Origin of the sequence: Thauera propionica (assembly GCF_002245655.1) — a bacterium.
Classification (GTDB): Bacteria; Pseudomonadota; Gammaproteobacteria; order Burkholderiales; family Rhodocyclaceae; genus Thauera; species Thauera propionica.
In genome coordinates, this window is record NZ_NOIH01000012.1 from 124,548 (window position 1) to 141,209 (window position 16,662).

Annotated in this window: 14 protein-coding genes; 12 read left to right on the plus strand and 2 right to left on the minus strand. The window is 65.7% G+C overall.

The features are described 5' to 3' along the window. Positions 1-14: 14 nt before the first annotated feature. Together dnaK and grpE are read right to left on the minus strand one after the other, a co-directional pair. Entirely contained in the window at positions 15-1,943 is a 1,929-nt protein-coding gene (gene dnaK, locus CGK74_RS11250; protein ID WP_094268564.1) for a molecular chaperone DnaK, read from the minus strand. Between the two features lie 107 nt (positions 1,944-2,050). Continuing rightward, positions 2,051-2,617 (minus strand): nucleotide exchange factor GrpE, encoded by a 567-nt coding sequence (gene grpE / locus CGK74_RS11255; protein WP_094268565.1) that lies wholly within the window; start codon positions 2,615-2,617, stop codon positions 2,051-2,053. A 97-nt stretch (positions 2,618-2,714) separates the two neighbouring features. On the opposite strand from grpE, the gene CGK74_RS11260 reads away from it, so the two are divergent. The 12 genes from CGK74_RS11260 (at position 2,715) to cysM (ending at position 16,639) form a co-directional block, all read left to right on the plus strand. After that, positions 2,715-2,939: an oxidoreductase-like domain-containing protein gene (locus CGK74_RS11260; protein WP_094268566.1), complete on the plus strand. Its 225-nt coding sequence runs from the start codon at positions 2,715-2,717 to the stop codon at positions 2,937-2,939. A 99-nt stretch (positions 2,940-3,038) separates the two neighbouring features. Continuing rightward, positions 3,039-5,693: a DNA gyrase subunit A gene (gene gyrA / locus CGK74_RS11265; RefSeq protein ID WP_094268567.1), complete on the plus strand. Its 2,655-nt coding sequence runs from the start codon at positions 3,039-3,041 to the stop codon at positions 5,691-5,693. After that, positions 5,693-6,790, plus strand: a complete 1,098-nt coding sequence (gene serC / locus CGK74_RS11270; RefSeq protein WP_094268568.1) for a 3-phosphoserine/phosphohydroxythreonine transaminase — start codon at positions 5,693-5,695, stop codon at positions 6,788-6,790. Before gyrA ends, serC begins: the two co-directional genes overlap by 1 nt. A 23-nt stretch (positions 6,791-6,813) precedes the next feature. Continuing rightward, positions 6,814-7,884: a prephenate dehydratase gene (gene pheA / locus CGK74_RS11275; RefSeq protein WP_094268569.1), complete on the plus strand. Its 1,071-nt coding sequence runs from the start codon at positions 6,814-6,816 to the stop codon at positions 7,882-7,884. Positions 7,885-7,956: 72 nt separating this feature from the next. Further along, positions 7,957-9,054, plus strand: a complete 1,098-nt coding sequence (gene hisC / locus CGK74_RS11280; protein WP_094268570.1) for a histidinol-phosphate transaminase — start codon at positions 7,957-7,959, stop codon at positions 9,052-9,054. A gap of 15 nt (positions 9,055-9,069) precedes the next feature. Further along, positions 9,070-9,957, plus strand: a complete 888-nt coding sequence (locus tag CGK74_RS11285) for a prephenate dehydrogenase (RefSeq protein WP_094268571.1) — start codon at positions 9,070-9,072, stop codon at positions 9,955-9,957. A gap of 75 nt (positions 9,958-10,032) precedes the next feature. Continuing rightward, entirely contained in the window at positions 10,033-11,985 is a 1,953-nt protein-coding gene (locus tag CGK74_RS11290; RefSeq protein WP_094268572.1) for a bifunctional 3-phosphoshikimate 1-carboxyvinyltransferase/cytidylate kinase, read from the plus strand. A gap of 88 nt (positions 11,986-12,073) precedes the next feature. Further along, positions 12,074-13,777, plus strand: a complete 1,704-nt coding sequence (gene rpsA, locus CGK74_RS11295) for a 30S ribosomal protein S1 (protein WP_094268573.1) — start codon at positions 12,074-12,076, stop codon at positions 13,775-13,777. 11 nt (positions 13,778-13,788) lie between these two features. Then, complete coding sequence (locus tag CGK74_RS11300) at positions 13,789-14,073, plus strand: integration host factor subunit beta (RefSeq protein ID WP_094268574.1); 285 nt, start codon at positions 13,789-13,791, stop codon at positions 14,071-14,073. Between the two features lie 122 nt (positions 14,074-14,195). Continuing rightward, complete coding sequence (locus tag CGK74_RS11305; protein WP_094268614.1) at positions 14,196-14,507, plus strand: LapA family protein; 312 nt, start codon at positions 14,196-14,198, stop codon at positions 14,505-14,507. A 14-nt stretch (positions 14,508-14,521) separates the two neighbouring features. Continuing rightward, positions 14,522-15,697 carry a lipopolysaccharide assembly protein LapB gene (gene lapB, locus CGK74_RS11310; RefSeq protein WP_094268575.1) on the plus strand — a complete coding sequence of 392 codons (1,176 nt, stop codon included), beginning with the start codon at positions 14,522-14,524 and terminating at the stop codon, positions 15,695-15,697. A 51-nt stretch (positions 15,698-15,748) separates the two neighbouring features. Beyond that, the gene (gene cysM / locus CGK74_RS11315) at positions 15,749-16,639 is read left to right on the plus strand and encodes a cysteine synthase CysM (protein ID WP_094268576.1); all 891 of its coding nucleotides are present in this window, start codon (positions 15,749-15,751) and stop codon (positions 16,637-16,639) included. The last annotated feature ends 23 nt before the right edge of the window (positions 16,640-16,662 follow it).

Here is a 16,662-nt window from a genome sequence, read left to right on the forward strand (position 1 = left end):
CGCCAGAGTGACGATTACTTCTTGTCCTTCACTTCGGTGAATTCGGCATCCACCACGTCGGCGTCGTCGGCCTTGCCACCAGCCTGCTGGCCGCCCGCGGCACCCTGGGCGCCGCCTTCGGCCTGAGCCTGGGCGTACATGTGTTCGCCGAGCTTCTGCGCCGCCATGGCCAGCGCCTGGCTCTTGGCTTCGATGCTGTCCTTGTCACCGCTCTTGATCGCCTCTTCGGCATCCTTGATCGCGGCCTCGATCTTGGACTTCTCGTCGCCCGACAGCTTGTCGCCGTACTCGCCCAGCGCTTTCTTGGTCGAGTGGATCAGCGCGTCGCACTGGTTGCGGGCGTCGACCAGCTCGTGCGCCTTCTTGTCTTCCTCGGCGTGTGCCTCGGCGTCGCGCACCATGCGCTCGACTTCCTCGTCCGACAGACCGGAGTTGGCCTGGATCTTGATCTTGTTTTCCTTGCCGGTGGCCTTGTCCTTGGCCGAAACGTGCAGGATGCCGTTGGCGTCGATGTCGAAGGTGACCTCGATCTGCGGCATGCCGCGCGGCGCCGGCGGGATGTCGGAGAGGTTGAACTGGCCCAGGCTCTTGTTGCCCGAAGCCATCTCGCGCTCGCCCTGCAGCACGTGGATGGTCACGGCCGACTGGTTGTCGTCAGCGGTCGAGAACACCTGCGAGGCCTTGGTCGGGATCGTGGTGTTCTTCTGGATCAGCTTGGTCATCACGCCGCCCAGGGTCTCGATGCCCAGCGACAGCGGGGTCACGTCGAGCAGCAGCACGTCCTTGACCTCGCCCTGCAGCACGCCGCCCTGGATGGAGGCGCCGACGGCGACGGCCTCATCCGGGTTCACGTCACGGCGCGGTTCCTTGCCGAAGAACTCCTTCACCTTGTCGATGACCTTGGGCATGCGGGTCTGGCCGCCGACCAGGATCACGTCGTCGATGTCCGAGACCTTGAGGCCGGCGTCCTTCAGCGCGATGCGGCAGGGTTCGATCGAACGCTCGATCAGGTCCTCGACCAGCGCTTCGAACTTGGCGCGGGTGATCTTGATCGCCAGGTGCTTCGGACCCGAGGCGTCGGCAGTGATGTAGGGCAGGTTGATCTCGGTCTGCTGGCCGGAGGACAGCTCGATCTTGGCCTTCTCGGCGGCTTCCTTCAGGCGCTGCAGCGCGAGCACGTCGTTCTTGAGATCGACGCCCTGTTCCTTTTTGAACTCGGTGACGATGTAGTCGATGATGCGCTGGTCGAAGTCCTCGCCACCCAGGAAGGTGTCGCCGTTGGTCGCCAGCACTTCGAACTGGTGCTCGCCGTCGAGGTCCGCGATCTCGATGATCGAGATGTCGAAGGTGCCGCCGCCAAGGTCATACACCGCGATCTTGGAGTCGCCCGGCTTCTTGTCCATGCCGAAGGCGAGCGCGGCCGCGGTCGGCTCGTTGATGATGCGCTTGACTTCCAGGCCGGCGATGCGGCCGGCGTCCTTGGTGGCCTGGCGCTGGCTGTCGTTGAAGTAGGCCGGCACGGTGATGACCGCTTCGGTCACTTCCTCGCCGAGGTAGTCCTCGGCGGTTTTCTTCATCTTGCGCAGCACTTCGGCGGAGACCTGCGGCGGCGCGATCTTCTTGCCGCGCACTTCCACCCAGGCGTCGCCGTTGTCGGCCTTGGCGATGGTGAAGGGCATCAGGTCGATGTCCTTCTGCACTTCCTTTTCCTCGAAGCGGCGGCCGATCAGGCGCTTGATCGCGAACAGGGTGTTCTTGGCGTTGGTGACCGCCTGGCGCTTGGCCGGCGCGCCGACCAGGATCTCGCCGTCCTCGGCGTAGGCGACGATGGACGGCGTGGTGCGTGCGCCTTCGGAGTTCTCGATGACCTTCGGCTTGCCGCCTTCCATCACGGAAACGCAGCTGTTGGTGGTGCCGAGGTCGATGCCGATGATCTTGCCCATGAGTGTTCCTTTTCAGTCTGTATTCGGGAGGCGCTGCTCGTTGCGCGCCGGTCTGGATCGAATATGGGGTGGCGCAGTCCGGTTTCAAGCGGCAGCGCGCAGATTCCTTACTGGCCCTTGGCCTTCGCCACCATCACCAGCGCCGGGCGGACGACGCGCTCGTTGAGCAGGTAGCCTTTCTGCAGCACGGTGACGACCGTGTTGGGTTCGGCATCCGACTCGACCGCGCTGATTGCCTGGTGCTTGTTCGGGTCGAACTTCTGACCGACCGGGTTCTCTTCCGTGAGGTTGGCGCTTTCGAAGGCGGCAACGAGTTGCTTCAGCGTGAGCTCCACGCCTTCGCGCAGCTTTTCGACGGTCTGGTTCTCCACCGCGAGTGCGGCTTCCAGGCTGTCCTTCACCGGCAGCATCGCGGTCGCGAACTTCTCCGCGGCAAACTTGGATGCCTTGGCGATGTCTTCCTGCGCACGGCGGCGAACGTTCTCGGTCTCGGCCTTGGCGCGCAGCCAGGCGTCGTGATGCTCGGCGGCCTTCAGTTCGGCCTGGCGCAGGCTTTCCTCGAGGCTGGGCATGCTGTCGGTCGTCGGTGTTGCTTCCTGAGCCGCAGGCGCTTCGGTGGCAGTCTGGGTCTGCAGTTCATCGGCGGGCGGCGTCGAAGGATTCTGTTCCTGCATGGATGGGGCTCCCGTAAATTCCTGACGCTGGTACATTGGGGTCCGTCTGGGGATTTCAAGGCCTGAGAAACGCATTTTTTCGGCCTGGGTGTGATGCATGAGAACGAGTGAGCTGGCCGCGCTGCCGATGCGCAATCTCGCAGAGGCCGAAGTGCTGGTGTGTCAGGTGCGGCAGGCGCTTCATGACCGAGGCGTGGTGCTGCGCGCGCCGCCGCCGGTGCCCGACAGTTGCTGCGGGCGCGGCTGCAACGGCTGCGTGTGGGAGGGCTACTACGCGGCGCTGCGTTTCTGGCGCGAGGATGCCATCGCCCTGCTGGCCTGATCGCACGCCGCACGTGCGCCAACGCCCGGGGCGGGGCGGCCTGGAGGCGCACGTGTTAATATTTCGCGTTTTGGTAAACGCGGCACGTCCGCTCCCAGCATGACTCAGTTCGCCAAGGAAACCCTGCCGATCAGCCTGGAAGAGGAGATGCGGCACTCCTACCTCGATTACGCGATGAGCGTGATCGTGGGTCGGGCACTCCCGGATGCGCGCGATGGCCTCAAGCCGGTGCATCGGCGCGTGCTGTTCGCAATGCACGAGCTGTCGAACGACTGGAACCGCGCTTACAAGAAATCGGCGCGTATCGTCGGCGACGTCATCGGTAAGTACCACCCGCACGGCGACACCGCGGTGTACGACACCATCGTGCGCATGGCGCAGGACTTCTCGCTGCGCTACATGCTGGTCGATGGCCAGGGCAACTTCGGCTCGGTCGACGGCGACAATGCTGCGGCGATGCGTTACACCGAAATCCGCATGGCGCGCATCGGCCACGAACTGCTGGCCGACATCGACAAGGAAACGGTGGACTTCGGCCCGAACTACGATGGCTCGGAAAAGGAGCCGCTGGTTCTGCCCACCCGCATTCCGAATCTGCTGATCAATGGCTCGTCGGGTATCGCGGTCGGCATGGCGACCAACATCCCGCCGCACAACCTGGGCGAAATCGTCGATGCCTGCCTGAAGCTGCTGGCGGAGCCGGACACCGACATCGAGGCGCTGATCGAGATCGTCAAGGCGCCGGACTTCCCGACCGCCGGCCTGATCTACGGCCTGCATGGCGTGCACGAGGGCTACCGAACAGGCCGCGGGCGCGTGATCATGCGCGCGCGCACCCACTTCGAGCCCATCGGCAAGACCGACCGGCAGGCCATCATCGTCGACGAGCTGCCCTACCAGGTGAACAAGCGCACCCTGCAGGAGCGCATGGCCGAGCTGGTCAACGAGAAGAAGATCGAGGGTATTAGCGAGATCCGCGACGAGTCCGACAAGTCGGGCATGCGCCTGGTCATCGAACTGAAGCGCGGCGAGATGCCCGAGGTGGTGCTGAACAAGCTGTTCAAGCACACCCAGCTGCAGGACAGCTTCGGCATGAACATGGTGGCGCTGGTTGACGGCAAGCCGCGACTGCTGAATCTGAAGCAGATGCTGGTGTGCTTCCTCGAGCACCGCCGCGAGGTCGTCACCCGCCGCACCATCTTCGAGCTGCGCAAGGCGCGCGACCGCGGGCACATTCTCGAAGGTCTGGCGGTGGCTTTGTCCAACGTCGACGAGATCATCGCGCTCATCAAGGCAGCGCCCACGCCGGCCGACGCCAAGCGCGGCCTGATGGAGCGCACCTGGCGTTCGCCGCTGGTCGAGGAAATGCTGTCGCGCGCGCTGGCGGACAGCTATCGGCCGGAAGGGCTGGACCCGCAGTTCGGCCTGTCCGCCCAAGGCTACCGCCTGTCCGAAGCCCAGGCTCAGGCCATCCTTGAACTGCGCCTGCAGCGCCTGACCGGGCTTGAGCAGGACAAGATCGTCGGCGAGTATCGCGAGGTGATGGACCTCATCACCGACCTGCTCGACATCCTCGCCCGTCCCGAGCGCATTACCGCGATCATCGTCGATGAACTCACCGCGGTGCGCAACCAGTTCGGCGATCCGCGTCGCTCCGAGCTGGTGATGAACACGGCCGAGATCAACATCGAGGACCTGATCACGCCCGAAGACATGGTCGTGACCCTGTCGCACACCGGCTACTTCAAGCGCCAGCCGCTCGCAGACTACCGCGCCCAGCGTCGTGGTGGCCGTGGCAAGCAGGCAACCTCGATGAAGGACGAGGATTTCATCGACCACCTCTTCGTCGCCAACACGCACGACACCGTGCTGTGCTTCTCCAGCCGGGGCCGCTGCTACTGGCTCAAGGTGTACGAGGTGCCCGAAGGCACGCGCAACTCGCGCGGCAAGCCCATCGTCAATCTCTTCCCGCTGATCGAAGGGGAGAAGATCACCGCGGTGCTGCCGATCAAGGAGTTCGACGAGGAGCACTTCGTGTTCATGGCGACCTCCGAAGGCACGGTCAAGAAGACGGCGCTGACCGCGTTCTCCAACCCGCGCAAGGCCGGCATCATCGCGGTCAACCTGGATGACGGCGACCACCTGATCGGCGTGGCCATCACCGATGGCCAGTGCGACGTGATGCTGTTCTCCGACGCTGGCAAGGCCGTGCGCTTCGCCGAGACCGACGTGCGCCCGATGGGACGCGAGGCCCGCGGCGTGCGCGGCATGATGCTGGAAGACGGCCAGGCGGTGATTGCCATGCTGGTGGCCAAGGACGAGTCGCAGTCGGTGCTGACCGCGACCGAGAACGGCTACGGCAAGCGCACGCCGGTGGCGGAATACACCCGCCACGGCCGCGGCACCAAGGGCATGATCGCGATCCAGACAAGCGACCGTAACGGCAAGCTGGTCGGCGCGGTGCTGGTCGAGCCGACCGACGAGGTGATGCTGATCTCGACCGGCGGGGTGCTGATCCGCACCAGCGTCGAAAGCATCCGCGAGATGGGGCGTTCCACCCAGGGCGTCACGCTGATCAACCTCGATGACGGTACCTTCCTCGCGAGCATCGAGAAGGTGGCCGAATCCGAGTCGGATGAAAGCATGCGCGCCAATGGCGACGTCGCCGAGGAGGCAGGCGGCAGCGAGGCCGATGTGCAGGTCGACGCGCCCGAGGGCGAGACCCCGGCCGCCGACGAGGAAGGAGAGGCGTGATGAGCCGCGTTTGGAACTTCAGCGCCGGTCCCGCGGTGCTGCCCGAGGAGGTCTTGCGCCAGGCCGCCGACGAGATGCTCGACTGGCACGGCTCGGGCATGGGCGTGATGGAGATGAGCCATCGCGGCAAGGAGTTCACCGCCATCGCGGAGCAGGCCGAGGCCGACCTGCGCGAGCTGCTTGCGGTGCCGGCGAACTACCGCATCCTGTTCATGCAGGGCGGGGCGATCGCCGAGAACGCGATCATCCCGATGAACCTGATGGGCGACAAGCGGGTGGCGGACTACGTGGTCACCGGCTCGTGGACGCAGAAGTCGCAGAAGGAAGCGCGCAAGTACGCCGAGGTGAATATCGCCGCCACATCCGAGGCGAGCGGCTTCACCACCGTGCCGCCGATGGCGGACTGGAAGCTGTCGGCCGATCCGGCCTACGTGTTCACCTGTACCAACGAGACCATCGGTGGCGTCGAGTACCCCTTCGAGCCCGATCTGGCGCAGATCGGCCGGGGTGGGGTGCCGGTGGTGGCCGACATGTCCTCGCACATCCTGTCGCGCGTGATCGACGTGTCGAAATACGGCCTGATCTTCGGTGGCGCGCAGAAGAACATCGGTCCGGCGGGCCTGACCATCGTGATCGTGCGCGATGACCTGCTGGGTCGCGCCATGCCGCACTGCCCGAGCGCCTTCGACTACAAGACCGTGGCCGACAACGGTTCGATGTACAACACGCCGCCGACCTACGCGATCTACATCGCCGGCCTGGTGTTCCAGTGGCTCAAGCGCCAGGGCGGCGTGGCGGCGATCGAAGCGCAGAACATCGCCAAGGCGGAACTGCTGTACGACTTCCTCGACGGCAGCGACTTCTACGAAAATCGGGTCGATCCGGCGTGCCGCTCGCGCATGAACGTGCCCTTCTTCCTGAAGGACGAGGCGCTCAACGACACCTTCCTGGCCGAGGCCAAGGCGGCGGGGCTGTTGCAACTGAAGGGGCACAAGTCGGTCGGCGGCATGCGCGCGTCGATCTACAACGCCATGCCGCTGGCCGGCGTGCAGGCCCTCGTCGATTTCATGCGCGACTTCGCCGCGCGCAAGGCATGAAGGATTGACCGAGTGATTCGAGCATGAGCGACGAACTGCTGAAGCTGCGCAACGAGATCGACCGCCTCGACGAGGAGATCCTTGCCCGCCTGTCCGAGCGCGCACGCTGCGCGCAGCGCGTGGGTGAGGTGAAGAAGGGCAATGCCCCTTTCTACCGCCCGGAGCGCGAGGCGCAGGTGCTGCGCCGCCTGGCTGAGCTCAACCCCGGCCCGCTGCCGGCCGACGCGGTCAAGAGCGTGTTCCGCGAGATCATGTCGGTCTGCCTCGGGCTCGAACACCCGCAGCGCGTGGCCTATCTCGGGCCGGCGGGCACGTTTTCGGAAAGCGCGAGCCGCAAGCAGTTCGGTTCGGCGCCCAACTTCATGGCGATGGCGACGATCGAGGACGTGTTTCGTGCGGTCGAGGCAGGCAATGCCGACTATGGCGTCGTCCCGGTGGAGAACTCCACAGAGGGCGCGGTCAGCATCACGCTCGATCTGCTGCTGGCCAGCCCGGTGAAGGTGTGCGGCGAGGTCAATCTGCGCATCCACCAGCAGCTGATGTCGCGCGCCGACGGCATCGGCGCCGCAAAGCGCATCTACTCGCATGCGCAGTCGCTGGCGCAGTGCCATGAATGGCTCAACCGCAACCTGCCGCACCTGCCGCGCATTCCGGTGGCGAGCAATGCCGAGGCCGCGCGCCTGGCGGGCGAGGACCCGGAATCCTGCGCAATTGCCGGCGAGGCCGCTGCGCAGCTTTACGGCCTGAACATCCTGGCGCCGAACATCGAGGATGACCCGAACAACACCACGCGCTTCCTGGTCATTGCCGACCACGACGCCGGCGCGTCGGGCAGGGATCGCACCTCGCTGGTGTTTTCGGCACCGAACCGCCCCGGCGCGATCCACACCTTGCTCGAGCCGCTGGCGCAGCATGGCGTGGACATGACCAAGCTGCAGTCGCGGCCGGCGCAGTCCGGCCTGTGGGAGTACGTGTTCTACGCCGACATCCAGGGCCACCAGAGCGACCCCGCGGTCGCGGCCGCCCTGAAGGCGCTCAGCGAGCGTGCCGCCTTCCTGAAGGTGCTCGGTTCCTACCCCGTCGCAGCAATCTGACTCCGCGGGCGGCGCAGTGCCGCCCGCCCACCTTGAAGAACGAACACGGCCGCGTGCCACGAGGAGACCGCCATGAGCGTTGCGAGCCACGCCCCCGACCACATCCGCGCCATCACGCCCTACCAGCCGGGCAAGCCGATTTCCGAGCTTGCGCGCGAGATGGGCATTGCCGAAGCGAGCATCGTCAAGCTCGCCTCCAACGAGAACCCGCTGGGCATGAGTACCCGTGCGCGCGACGCCGCCCGGGGCGCGCTCGCTGATCTGGCACGCTATCCGGATGGTGGTGCGTTCGCGCTGAAGGCGGCCCTGTGTGCCCGTTTCGGTGTGAAGGCCGAACAGCTCGTCATCGGCAACGGTTCGAACGACATCCTGGAAATCGCCTCTCAGGCCTTCCTGGGCGCGGGGCGTTCCGCCGTCTATGCGCAGCACGCCTTCGCGGTGTACCCGCTGGCGACGCAGGCGCGCGGCGCACGCGGCATCGAGGTACCGGCAAAGCACTTCGGCCATGACCTCGACGCCATGGCGGCGGCGATCGCGCCCGATACGCGCATCGTCTTCATCGCCAACCCGAACAACCCGACGGGCACCTTCCTCCTCGGCCGCGAGATCGAAATCTTCCTCGCCAAGGTGCCGCAGGACGTGCTGGTCGTGCTGGACGAGGCCTACACCGAGTACCTGTCGGCCGAGCAGCGTTACGACGCCATCGCCTGGATCGCGCGCTTCCCCAACCTGCTGGTGTCGCGCACCTTCTCCAAGGCCTATGGCCTGGCGGGGCTGCGCGTCGGGTACGCGATTGCGCATCCCGAGGTCGCCGACCTGATGAACCGCGTGCGCCAGCCCTTCAACGTCTCCAGCGTCGCGCTGGCGGCGGCCGAGGCGGCCCTGGCCGACGACGAGTTCCTCGCGCAGTCGGCCGAACTCAACCGGCGCGGCATGGTTCAGCTCACCGACGCTTTCGCCGCGCTGGGGCTGGAGTGGATTCCGTCGGCGGGCAACTTCGTGACCTTCAAGGTCGGTGATGCGGCGGGTGTCAATCGCGCCCTGCTGCAGCAGGGCGTGATCGTGCGCCCGATCGCCGGCTACGGCATGCCGCACTGGCTGCGCGTGTCGATCGGCCTGCCCGAGGAGAACGAGCGCTTCATCGCCGCCCTCCGGCGCGCGCTGGCCTGACGCGGGGGCGGCACGATGCCCCTGATCGGCAAGCTCGTCATCTGCGGAGTCGGACTCATCGGCGGCTCCTTTGCTCTCGGTCTGAAGCGTGCGGATGCGGTCGGACAGATCGTCGGCATAGGCCGCCGGCGCGAGCCGCTCGAGCGCGCCCTCGCGCTCGGCGTGATCGACGAGATCGCGACGGACTGGGCCGATGCCCTGCGGGACGCGGACCTTGTGCTGCTTGCGGCGCCGGTTGGCCAGATGGACGCGATCATGGCCGCGATGGCGCCGCACCTTCAGGACGGTACGGTCGTCACCGACGCCGGCAGCACCAAGCGCGACGTGGTTGCCGCGATCCGGTACCACCTCGGCCATCGTCTGGCCCAGGTCGTGCCGGCCCACCCGATTGCGGGTGCCGAGAAGAGCGGGGTCGAGGCGGCCTTCGCCGATCTCTACGTCAAGCGCAAGGTGGTCCTGACGCCGCTGCCAGAAAGCCGCGGCGAGGCGGTGGAGCTCGTTCGGGCGGCGTGGCAGGCCTGCGGTGCGACCGTGGTCGACATGAGTCCGCAGGAACACGACCAGGTCTTCGCCGCCGTCAGTCATCTGCCTCACCTGCTGGCCTTCGGCCTCGTCGACGACCTGGCGCAGCGCGACAACGCCGAATTGCTGTTCTCGCATGCGGCCAGCGGATTTCGCGACTTCACCCGCATTGCTGGCAGTCATCCGGAGATGTGGCGCGACATCTGTGTCGCCAACCGGGTGGCCTTGCTGGCCGAGCTCGATGCCTATCTGGACGAGATGGCGCGCCTGCGCGCCATGCTGGCGGCCGGCGACGGTCCGGCGTTGGAGGCGGTGTTCGAGCGCGCGCGTCGCGCGCGCAACGCCTGGGCGGAAGGGCTGCCGGTGCAGACTGCCGAATGATGGATTGAGCGGGCCGGCAGCGGCTCGTCACTTTGATTCGTCCCGCCCCTGCGGGACCCGCTTCTAGAGGCGAAGATGGAATTTCTCGACCTGCCCCCGATGCTGGGCGCTGCCGGCAGCGTGCGTCTGCCCGGTTCCAAGAGCATCTCCAACCGCGTCCTGCTGCTTGCCGCGCTGGCCGAAGGCGAGACCGAGATCCGCGACCTGCTGTCGTCGGACGACGTCGAGCGCATGCTCGAGGCCCTGCAGGCGCTTGGTGTGCGCTGGATGCGCCGGGGTGACTCGCTCGACTACGTGGTGCAGGGTGCGGGCGGCCCCTTCCCGGTGAAACAGGCGGACCTCTTCCTCGGCAACGCTGGCACGGCCTTCCGGCCGCTCACCGCGGCGCTCGCGCTCTCCGGCGGGGAGTACCGCCTGTCCGGCGTGCCACGCATGCACGAGCGCCCGATCGGCGATCTGGTCGAGGCGCTGCGTCAGCTGGGCGCCGACATCACCTGCACAGCCAATGAAGGCTATCCGCCGCTGCTGCTCAAGCCGGCGACGATTCGCCCGGGCGGCGTGGTCCGCGTGCGGGGCGACGTGTCGAGCCAGTTCCTCACTGCGCTGCTGATGGCGCTGCCGCTGACCGGGGTGGAGACCACGGTCGAGGTCGTCGGCGAGCTGATCTCCAAGCCCTATATCGCGATCACGCTCGAGATGATGGCGCGCTTCGGGGTCAAGGTCGAGCAGCAGGGCTGGGAACGCTTCGTCGTTCCGGGCGGGGCGCGTTACCGCAGCCCGGGTGCCGTGTTCGTCGAGGGCGATGCCTCTTCCGCGTCGTACTTCCTGGCGGCCGGTGCGATCGGCGGCGGGCCGGTGCGGGTGGAGGGCGTCGGCCGGACCAGCATCCAGGGCGACGTGCGCTTCGCCGAGGCGCTGGAGCAGCTCGGCGCGCGCATCACGATGGGTGACAACTGGATCGAGGCGGCCGCACCGGCCTGCGGGCGGCTCAGTGCCTTCGACCTCGATCTCAACCACATCCCGGACGCGGCGATGACGCTGGCGGTTGCCGCGCTGTTCGCCGATGGCCCCTGCCGCCTGCGCAACATCGCGAGCTGGCGGGTCAAGGAAACCGACCGCATTGCGGCGATGGCGATCGAGCTGCGCAAGGTCGGCGCCGAGGTGGAGGAGGGGGCCGACTACTTGTGCGTGACCCCGCCCGCAAGCCTGCTGCCGGCGGCAATCGATACCTACGACGACCACCGCATGGCGATGTGCTTCTCGCTGGTGAGTCTGGGTGGCTGCCGGGTCCGAATCAATGACCCCAAGTGCGTGAACAAGACCTTCCCCGGCTATTTCGACGACTTTGCCAAGGTCGCACAGCCAGTGCCGGTCATCGCCATTGACGGCCCTTCGGCCTCGGGCAAGGGCACGGTGGCCGAGCGTGTCGCCGCCGCGCTGGGCTGGCAGGTGCTGGACAGCGGCTCGCTGTACCGGATCGTCGCGCTGGCGGCGATGCGGGCCGGCGTGGCGCTCGATGACGAAGCCGGTGTGGCGGCGATCGCTGCAACGCTGCCGGCGCGATTCGAGGCCGGGCGCGTGCTGCTGGGCGATGATGATGTCACGACCGACATCCGCAGCGAGGCTTGCTCAGCTGGCGCTTCCCGGGTTGCGGCGCTGCCCGCGGTGCGCGAGGCGCTGCTGGGGCGCCAGCGCGACTACCGGATGGGCCCCGGCCTGGTGGCGGACGGGCGCGACATGGGCTCGGTGGTGTTCCCCGATGCCGCGATCAAGATCTTCCTCACCGCGTCGGCCGAGGCTCGCGCCGAACGCCGCTATAAGCAGTTGATGGAAAAGGGTTTGCCTGCTAACATGCAAAGTCTTCTGGACGACCTGCGGGAACGTGACGCGCGCGACGCGGCACGGCCGGTGGCGCCGCTCATGAAGTTGCCGGATGCGGCACTGCTCGATACGACCGAACTGGACGTCGAGGGTGCCGTGGCTTTCGTGCTCGATCTCGTGCGGGGTCGGGGACTGGTCGCCGGTTGAAGTGCCGCGCGCAGGGGTGCGAGCCCAGGCGCGTTTTTTCTTAATTCAACTTTTTTGCCGTCGCACGGCGGTCCCGGATTTACTCCCTATGTCCAACGCCACCCCCTCCTTCGAAGAAAGCTTTGCCGCCCTCTTCGAGGAAAGCCTTGCCCTGCAGGAAATGCGCACCGGTGAAGTCATCACCGCCGAAGTCGTGCGCATCGATCAGAACTTCGTCGTCGTCAACGCCGGCCTGAAGTCCGAAAGCTATGTTCCCGTTGAGGAGTTCCGCAACGACCGCGGTGAACTCGAAGTCAACGTCGGCGACTTCGTGCACGTCGCGATCGACGCCCTCGAAGACGGCTTCGGCGAAACCCGCCTGTCGCGTGACAAGGCCAAGCGCATCTCGGCCTGGAACGACCTCGAGAAGGCCCTCAACGAAGGTTCGCTGGTCAAGGGCGTCATCACTGGCCGCGTCAAGGGTGGTCTGACCGTCATGACCAACAGCATCCGCGCCTTCCTGCCGGGTTCGCTGGTCGACATGCGTCCGGTCAAGGACACCACGCCGTACGAAGGCAAGGAATACGAATTCAAGGTCATCAAGCTCGACCGCAAGCGCAACAACGTCGTGGTGTCGCGCCGCGCCGTGCTGGAAGAGTCGATGGGCGAAGAGCGCGAGAAGCTGCTCGCCAACCTCAAGGAAGGCACCGTCATCAAGGGTATCGTCAAGAACATCACCGACTACGGTGCGTTCGTCGACCTGGGCGGCATTGATGGCCTGCTGCACATCACCGACCTGGCCTGGCGCCGTGTCCGTCACCCGAGCGAAGTGCTCAACGTCGGTGACGAGATCGAAGCCAAGGTCCTCAAGTTCGACCAGGAAAAGAACCGCGTCTCGCTGGGTCTCAAGCAGCTGGGCGAAGATCCGTGGGTCGGCATCTCGCGTCGTTACCCGCAGGGTACCCGCCTGTTCGGCAAGGTGACCAACATCACCGACTACGGCGCGTTCGTCGAAGTCGAGCAGGGTATCGAAGGTCTGGTCCACGTGTCCGAAATGGACTGGACCAACAAGAACATCCATCCGACCAAGGTTGTCCAGCTGGGCGACGAAGTCGAAGTGATGATCCTCGAGATCGACGAAGACCGTCGTCGCATCTCGCTGGGCATGAAGCAGTGCATGTCCAACCCGTGGGACGATTTCGCCATCAACCACAAGAAGGGCGACAAGGTCCGCGGCCAGATCAAGTCGATCACCGACTTCGGCGTGTTCATCGGCCTGGAAGGCGGCATCGACGGCCTGGTGCACCTGTCCGACCTGTCGTGGAGCGAGCAGGGCGACGACGCCGTGCGCCGCTTCAAGAAGGGCGACGAAGTCGAAGCCGTCGTGCTGGCGATCGACGTCGAGCGCGAGCGCATCTCGCTGGGTATCAAGCAGCTCGAAGGCGATCCCTATACCAACTTCATCGCCACTCACGAGAAGAATACCCTCGTGCGCGGCACGGTGAAGTCGGTCGACGCCCGTGGCGCCGTGATTTCGCTGGGTGACGACGTCGAAGCTTACTTGCGCGCTTCCGAAGCCGCTGCCCATCGCGTCGATGACCTGACCACGATGCTGAAGGAAGGTGACGAAGTCGAAGCGATGGTCATCAACGTCGATCGCAAGACCCGTTCGATCAACCTGTCGATCCGTGCCAAGGATCAGGCCGAGCAGACCGAAGCCATGAGCAAGCTCGCTTCCGATAGCTCCGCTGCCTCGGGCACGACCAACCTCGGCGCGTTGCTGAAGGCCAAGCTGAACGAGCAGAAGCAGTAATCTGGCCGATCATGACCAAATCGGAGCTGATTGCGCAGCTCGCGGAGCGTTTCCCGCAGCTGGTCGCAAAGGACGCCGATTACGCGGTCAAGATGATTCTCGATGCGATGACCGACGCCCTGTCGCGTGGGGATCGCATCGAGATCCGCGGGTTTGGCAGTTTTGCGCTGAACTACCGTCCGCCTCGTGTCGGACGCAACCCGAAATCGGGCGAGAAGGTGCACGTACCGGAGAAGTACGTGCCCCATTTCAAGGCCGGCAAGGAGTTGCGCGAGCGGGTTGATCTCGGCGATTGACCGCGGAGGCGGACTTCAGCAATTGACCGCGCGGCGATCGGTTGCATGTTAGTACTGGCAGTTATGAAGGGCGGCTCCGGCCGCCTTTCTTTTTTGGCGCGCGCTCGGCGATAATGCCGGCCATGCACGCAATCATGTGGTTCATCCGTCTCCTGCTGTTCATCCTGCTGTTCGGGTTCGCGATCAAGAACGATCATCTGGCGACCCTGAACTTCTACTTTGGCGGGCAATGGCAGCTTCCGCTGGTATTCGTGATCCTCGTCAGCTTCGCTGCCGGGGCCTTGCTCGGCGTCACCGCCACCTTCGCTTCGCTGCTGCGCCAGCGCAGGGAGATCTCGCATCTGCGTCGGCAACTCGAGCGCGCCGAGCGCGAGAAGGCGAATGCCGCGCCTGTCGAGCCTGCGCCCGAGCTGCAGGCCCCTGGTCTGCCCTGAGCGTCTGACAGCAGATGGAAATCGAACTCTGGTGGCTGCTTGCCCTTCCGCTGTTCTTTGCGCTGGGCTGGTTGGCCGCGCGTATCGACATTCGCCAGGTGGTGCAGGAGTCGCGCTCCCTGCCGCGCTCCTACCTCAGCGGCCTCAACTTCCTCCTCAATGAGCAGCCTGACAAGGCGATCGACTCTTTCGTCGAGGCGGTCCGCATCGATCCGCAGACGATCGAACTGCATTTTGCCCTCGGCAGCCTGTTCCGCCGTCGCGGCGAGACGGACCGCGCGATCCGCATCCACCAGTTGCTGGTCGATCGTGAGGATGTGACCGAGGAGCAGCGCCTGCAGGCGCTCGGCGAACTCGGCCAGGACTTCCTCAAGGCCGGTCTGCTGGACCGTGCCGAATCGGTTTTCGTGCGCCTGCGTGGCACGCGGGCCGATAACGTGGCGTTGCGTTACCTGCTCGAGATCTATCAGCAGGAAAAGGACTGGGCGAAGGCGATTGAGGTGGCTGCCGCGCTGCCCGATCACGAAAGCGTGATGTGGCGGACGGAGGTTGCCAACTTCCATTGCGAGCTTGCTGCCGGCGCACTTGCCAATTCGCGTCTCGACGAGGCCGACACGCATGTCGCCGATGCGCTGAAAGTGAACCCGCGATGTGTGCGCGCGAGCCTGTTGCGAGGCGACATCTGCGTGGCGCGCGGGCGGGACGAAGACGCGCTGGCGGCGTGGAAGCGCATCGAGAATCAGGACCCGGTGTACCTCGCACTCGCAGCCGAGCGGATCATGGATGCCTATGGTCGTATCGGGCGGCTCGAGGAGGGGCACCAGCTCTTGCGCGCCTGGCTGGACGGCCATGCCTCGCTGGATCTGCTCGACGAACTCTTCCACTGGGAGATGGACAAGCAGGGCCCCAAGGCCGCCTACGATCTGGTGCGCGAGGAGTTGCGCCGGAACCCGACTCTGCTCGGGCTGGACAAACTCCTCGAGGCCGCGCTGCTGACCGTGCCGACCGAACAGCGCGGCGACGTGGAGCTGGTCAAGCAGCTGATCCACGGCCATACGCGCAAGGTGGCGCGTTATCGCTGCGACGCTTGCGGCTTCAAGGCACGCCAGTTCCATTGGCGCTGCCCGGCTTGCGGTGGGTGGGAGACCTATCCGCCGCGACGCACCGAAGAGTTCGACCTCACCCCCTGATGCGACTGCGCCCGAGCGCGGTCGAATCCCCCGTTTCCTAGAGTGAGACCCATGGAATTCAAGACGCTGGAAGACTACGTCGGACACACGCCGCTGGTACGCCTCAAGCGCATCAACGCCGGGCGCAACAACGTCATCCTCGCCAAGCTCGAGGGCAACAATCCGGCGGGCTCGGTCAAGGATCGTCCTGCGCTGTCGATGGTGATGCGGGCCGAGGCGCGTGGCGACATCAAGCCTGGCGACACGCTGATCGAGGCGACGAGCGGCAATACCGGCATCGCGCTCGCCATGGCGGCGGCAATGCGTGGATACCGCATGATCCTGGTGATGCCCGAGAACCAGAGCGTCGAGCGGCGGCAGACAATGCGTGCGTTCGGTGCCGAGCTCGTGCTGACACCGACGTCCGGCGGCATGGAGATGGCGCGTGACATCGCCGAGAAGATGCGCGACGAGGGCAGGGGCATCATCCTCGACCAGTTCGCGAACCCGGACAATCCGTTGGCGCACTACGAGGGTACCGGCCCCGAGATCTGGGAGCAGACCGGCGGGCGGGTGACGCACTTCGTCAGCTCGATGGGCACGACCGGCACCATCATGGGCACATCACGCTTCCTCAAGGAAAAGAGTCCCACGATCCAGATCGTCGGCTGCGAGCCAGCCGAAGGCTCGCAGATTCCCGGTATCCGGAAGTGGCCCGAGGCCTACCTGCCGAAGATCTTCGAGCGTCCGCGTGTCGATCGAGTCGAGCGCGTCAGCCAGGCGGAGGCTGAGGAAATGACCCGGCGCCTGGCGCGGGAAGAGGGCATCTTTGCCGGCATTTCGTCGGGCGGATCGATGCATATTGCGCTGCGCCTCGCCGCGGAGCTCGAGAACGCGGTGATCGTGTCGATCGTGTGCGATCGCGGCGATCGTTATCTGTCGACGGGTGTGTTCCCGGCTTGAGGCTTCACACGGGCGGGCGGGCC

What these genes read in the sequence shown, in the direction of transcription:
- CGK74_RS11300 (WP_094268574.1), top strand. Translation starts at nt 13,789, where the DNA reads ATGACCAAATCGGAGCTGATTGCGCAGCTCGCGGAGCGTTTCCCGCAG.
- CGK74_RS11290 (WP_094268572.1), top strand. Translation starts at nt 10,033, where the DNA reads ATGGAATTTCTCGACCTGCCCCCGATGCTGGGCGCTGCCGGCAGCGTG.
- grpE (WP_094268565.1), bottom strand. Translation starts at nt 2,617, where the DNA reads ATGCAGGAACAGAATCCTTCGACGCCGCCCGCCGATGAACTGCAGACC.
- CGK74_RS11285 (WP_094268571.1), top strand. Translation starts at nt 9,070, where the DNA reads ATGCCCCTGATCGGCAAGCTCGTCATCTGCGGAGTCGGACTCATCGGC.
- serC (WP_094268568.1), top strand. Translation starts at nt 5,693, where the DNA reads ATGAGCCGCGTTTGGAACTTCAGCGCCGGTCCCGCGGTGCTGCCCGAG.
- pheA (WP_094268569.1), top strand. Translation starts at nt 6,814, where the DNA reads ATGAGCGACGAACTGCTGAAGCTGCGCAACGAGATCGACCGCCTCGAC.
- cysM (WP_094268576.1), top strand. Translation starts at nt 15,749, where the DNA reads ATGGAATTCAAGACGCTGGAAGACTACGTCGGACACACGCCGCTGGTA.
- lapB (WP_094268575.1), top strand. Translation starts at nt 14,522, where the DNA reads ATGGAAATCGAACTCTGGTGGCTGCTTGCCCTTCCGCTGTTCTTTGCG.
- CGK74_RS11305 (WP_094268614.1), top strand. Translation starts at nt 14,196, where the DNA reads ATGCACGCAATCATGTGGTTCATCCGTCTCCTGCTGTTCATCCTGCTG.
- gyrA (WP_094268567.1), top strand. Translation starts at nt 3,039, where the DNA reads ATGACTCAGTTCGCCAAGGAAACCCTGCCGATCAGCCTGGAAGAGGAG.
- dnaK (WP_094268564.1), bottom strand. Translation starts at nt 1,943, where the DNA reads ATGGGCAAGATCATCGGCATCGACCTCGGCACCACCAACAGCTGCGTT.
- CGK74_RS11260 (WP_094268566.1), top strand. Translation starts at nt 2,715, where the DNA reads ATGAGAACGAGTGAGCTGGCCGCGCTGCCGATGCGCAATCTCGCAGAG.
- rpsA (WP_094268573.1), top strand. Translation starts at nt 12,074, where the DNA reads ATGTCCAACGCCACCCCCTCCTTCGAAGAAAGCTTTGCCGCCCTCTTC.
- hisC (WP_094268570.1), top strand. Translation starts at nt 7,957, where the DNA reads ATGAGCGTTGCGAGCCACGCCCCCGACCACATCCGCGCCATCACGCCC.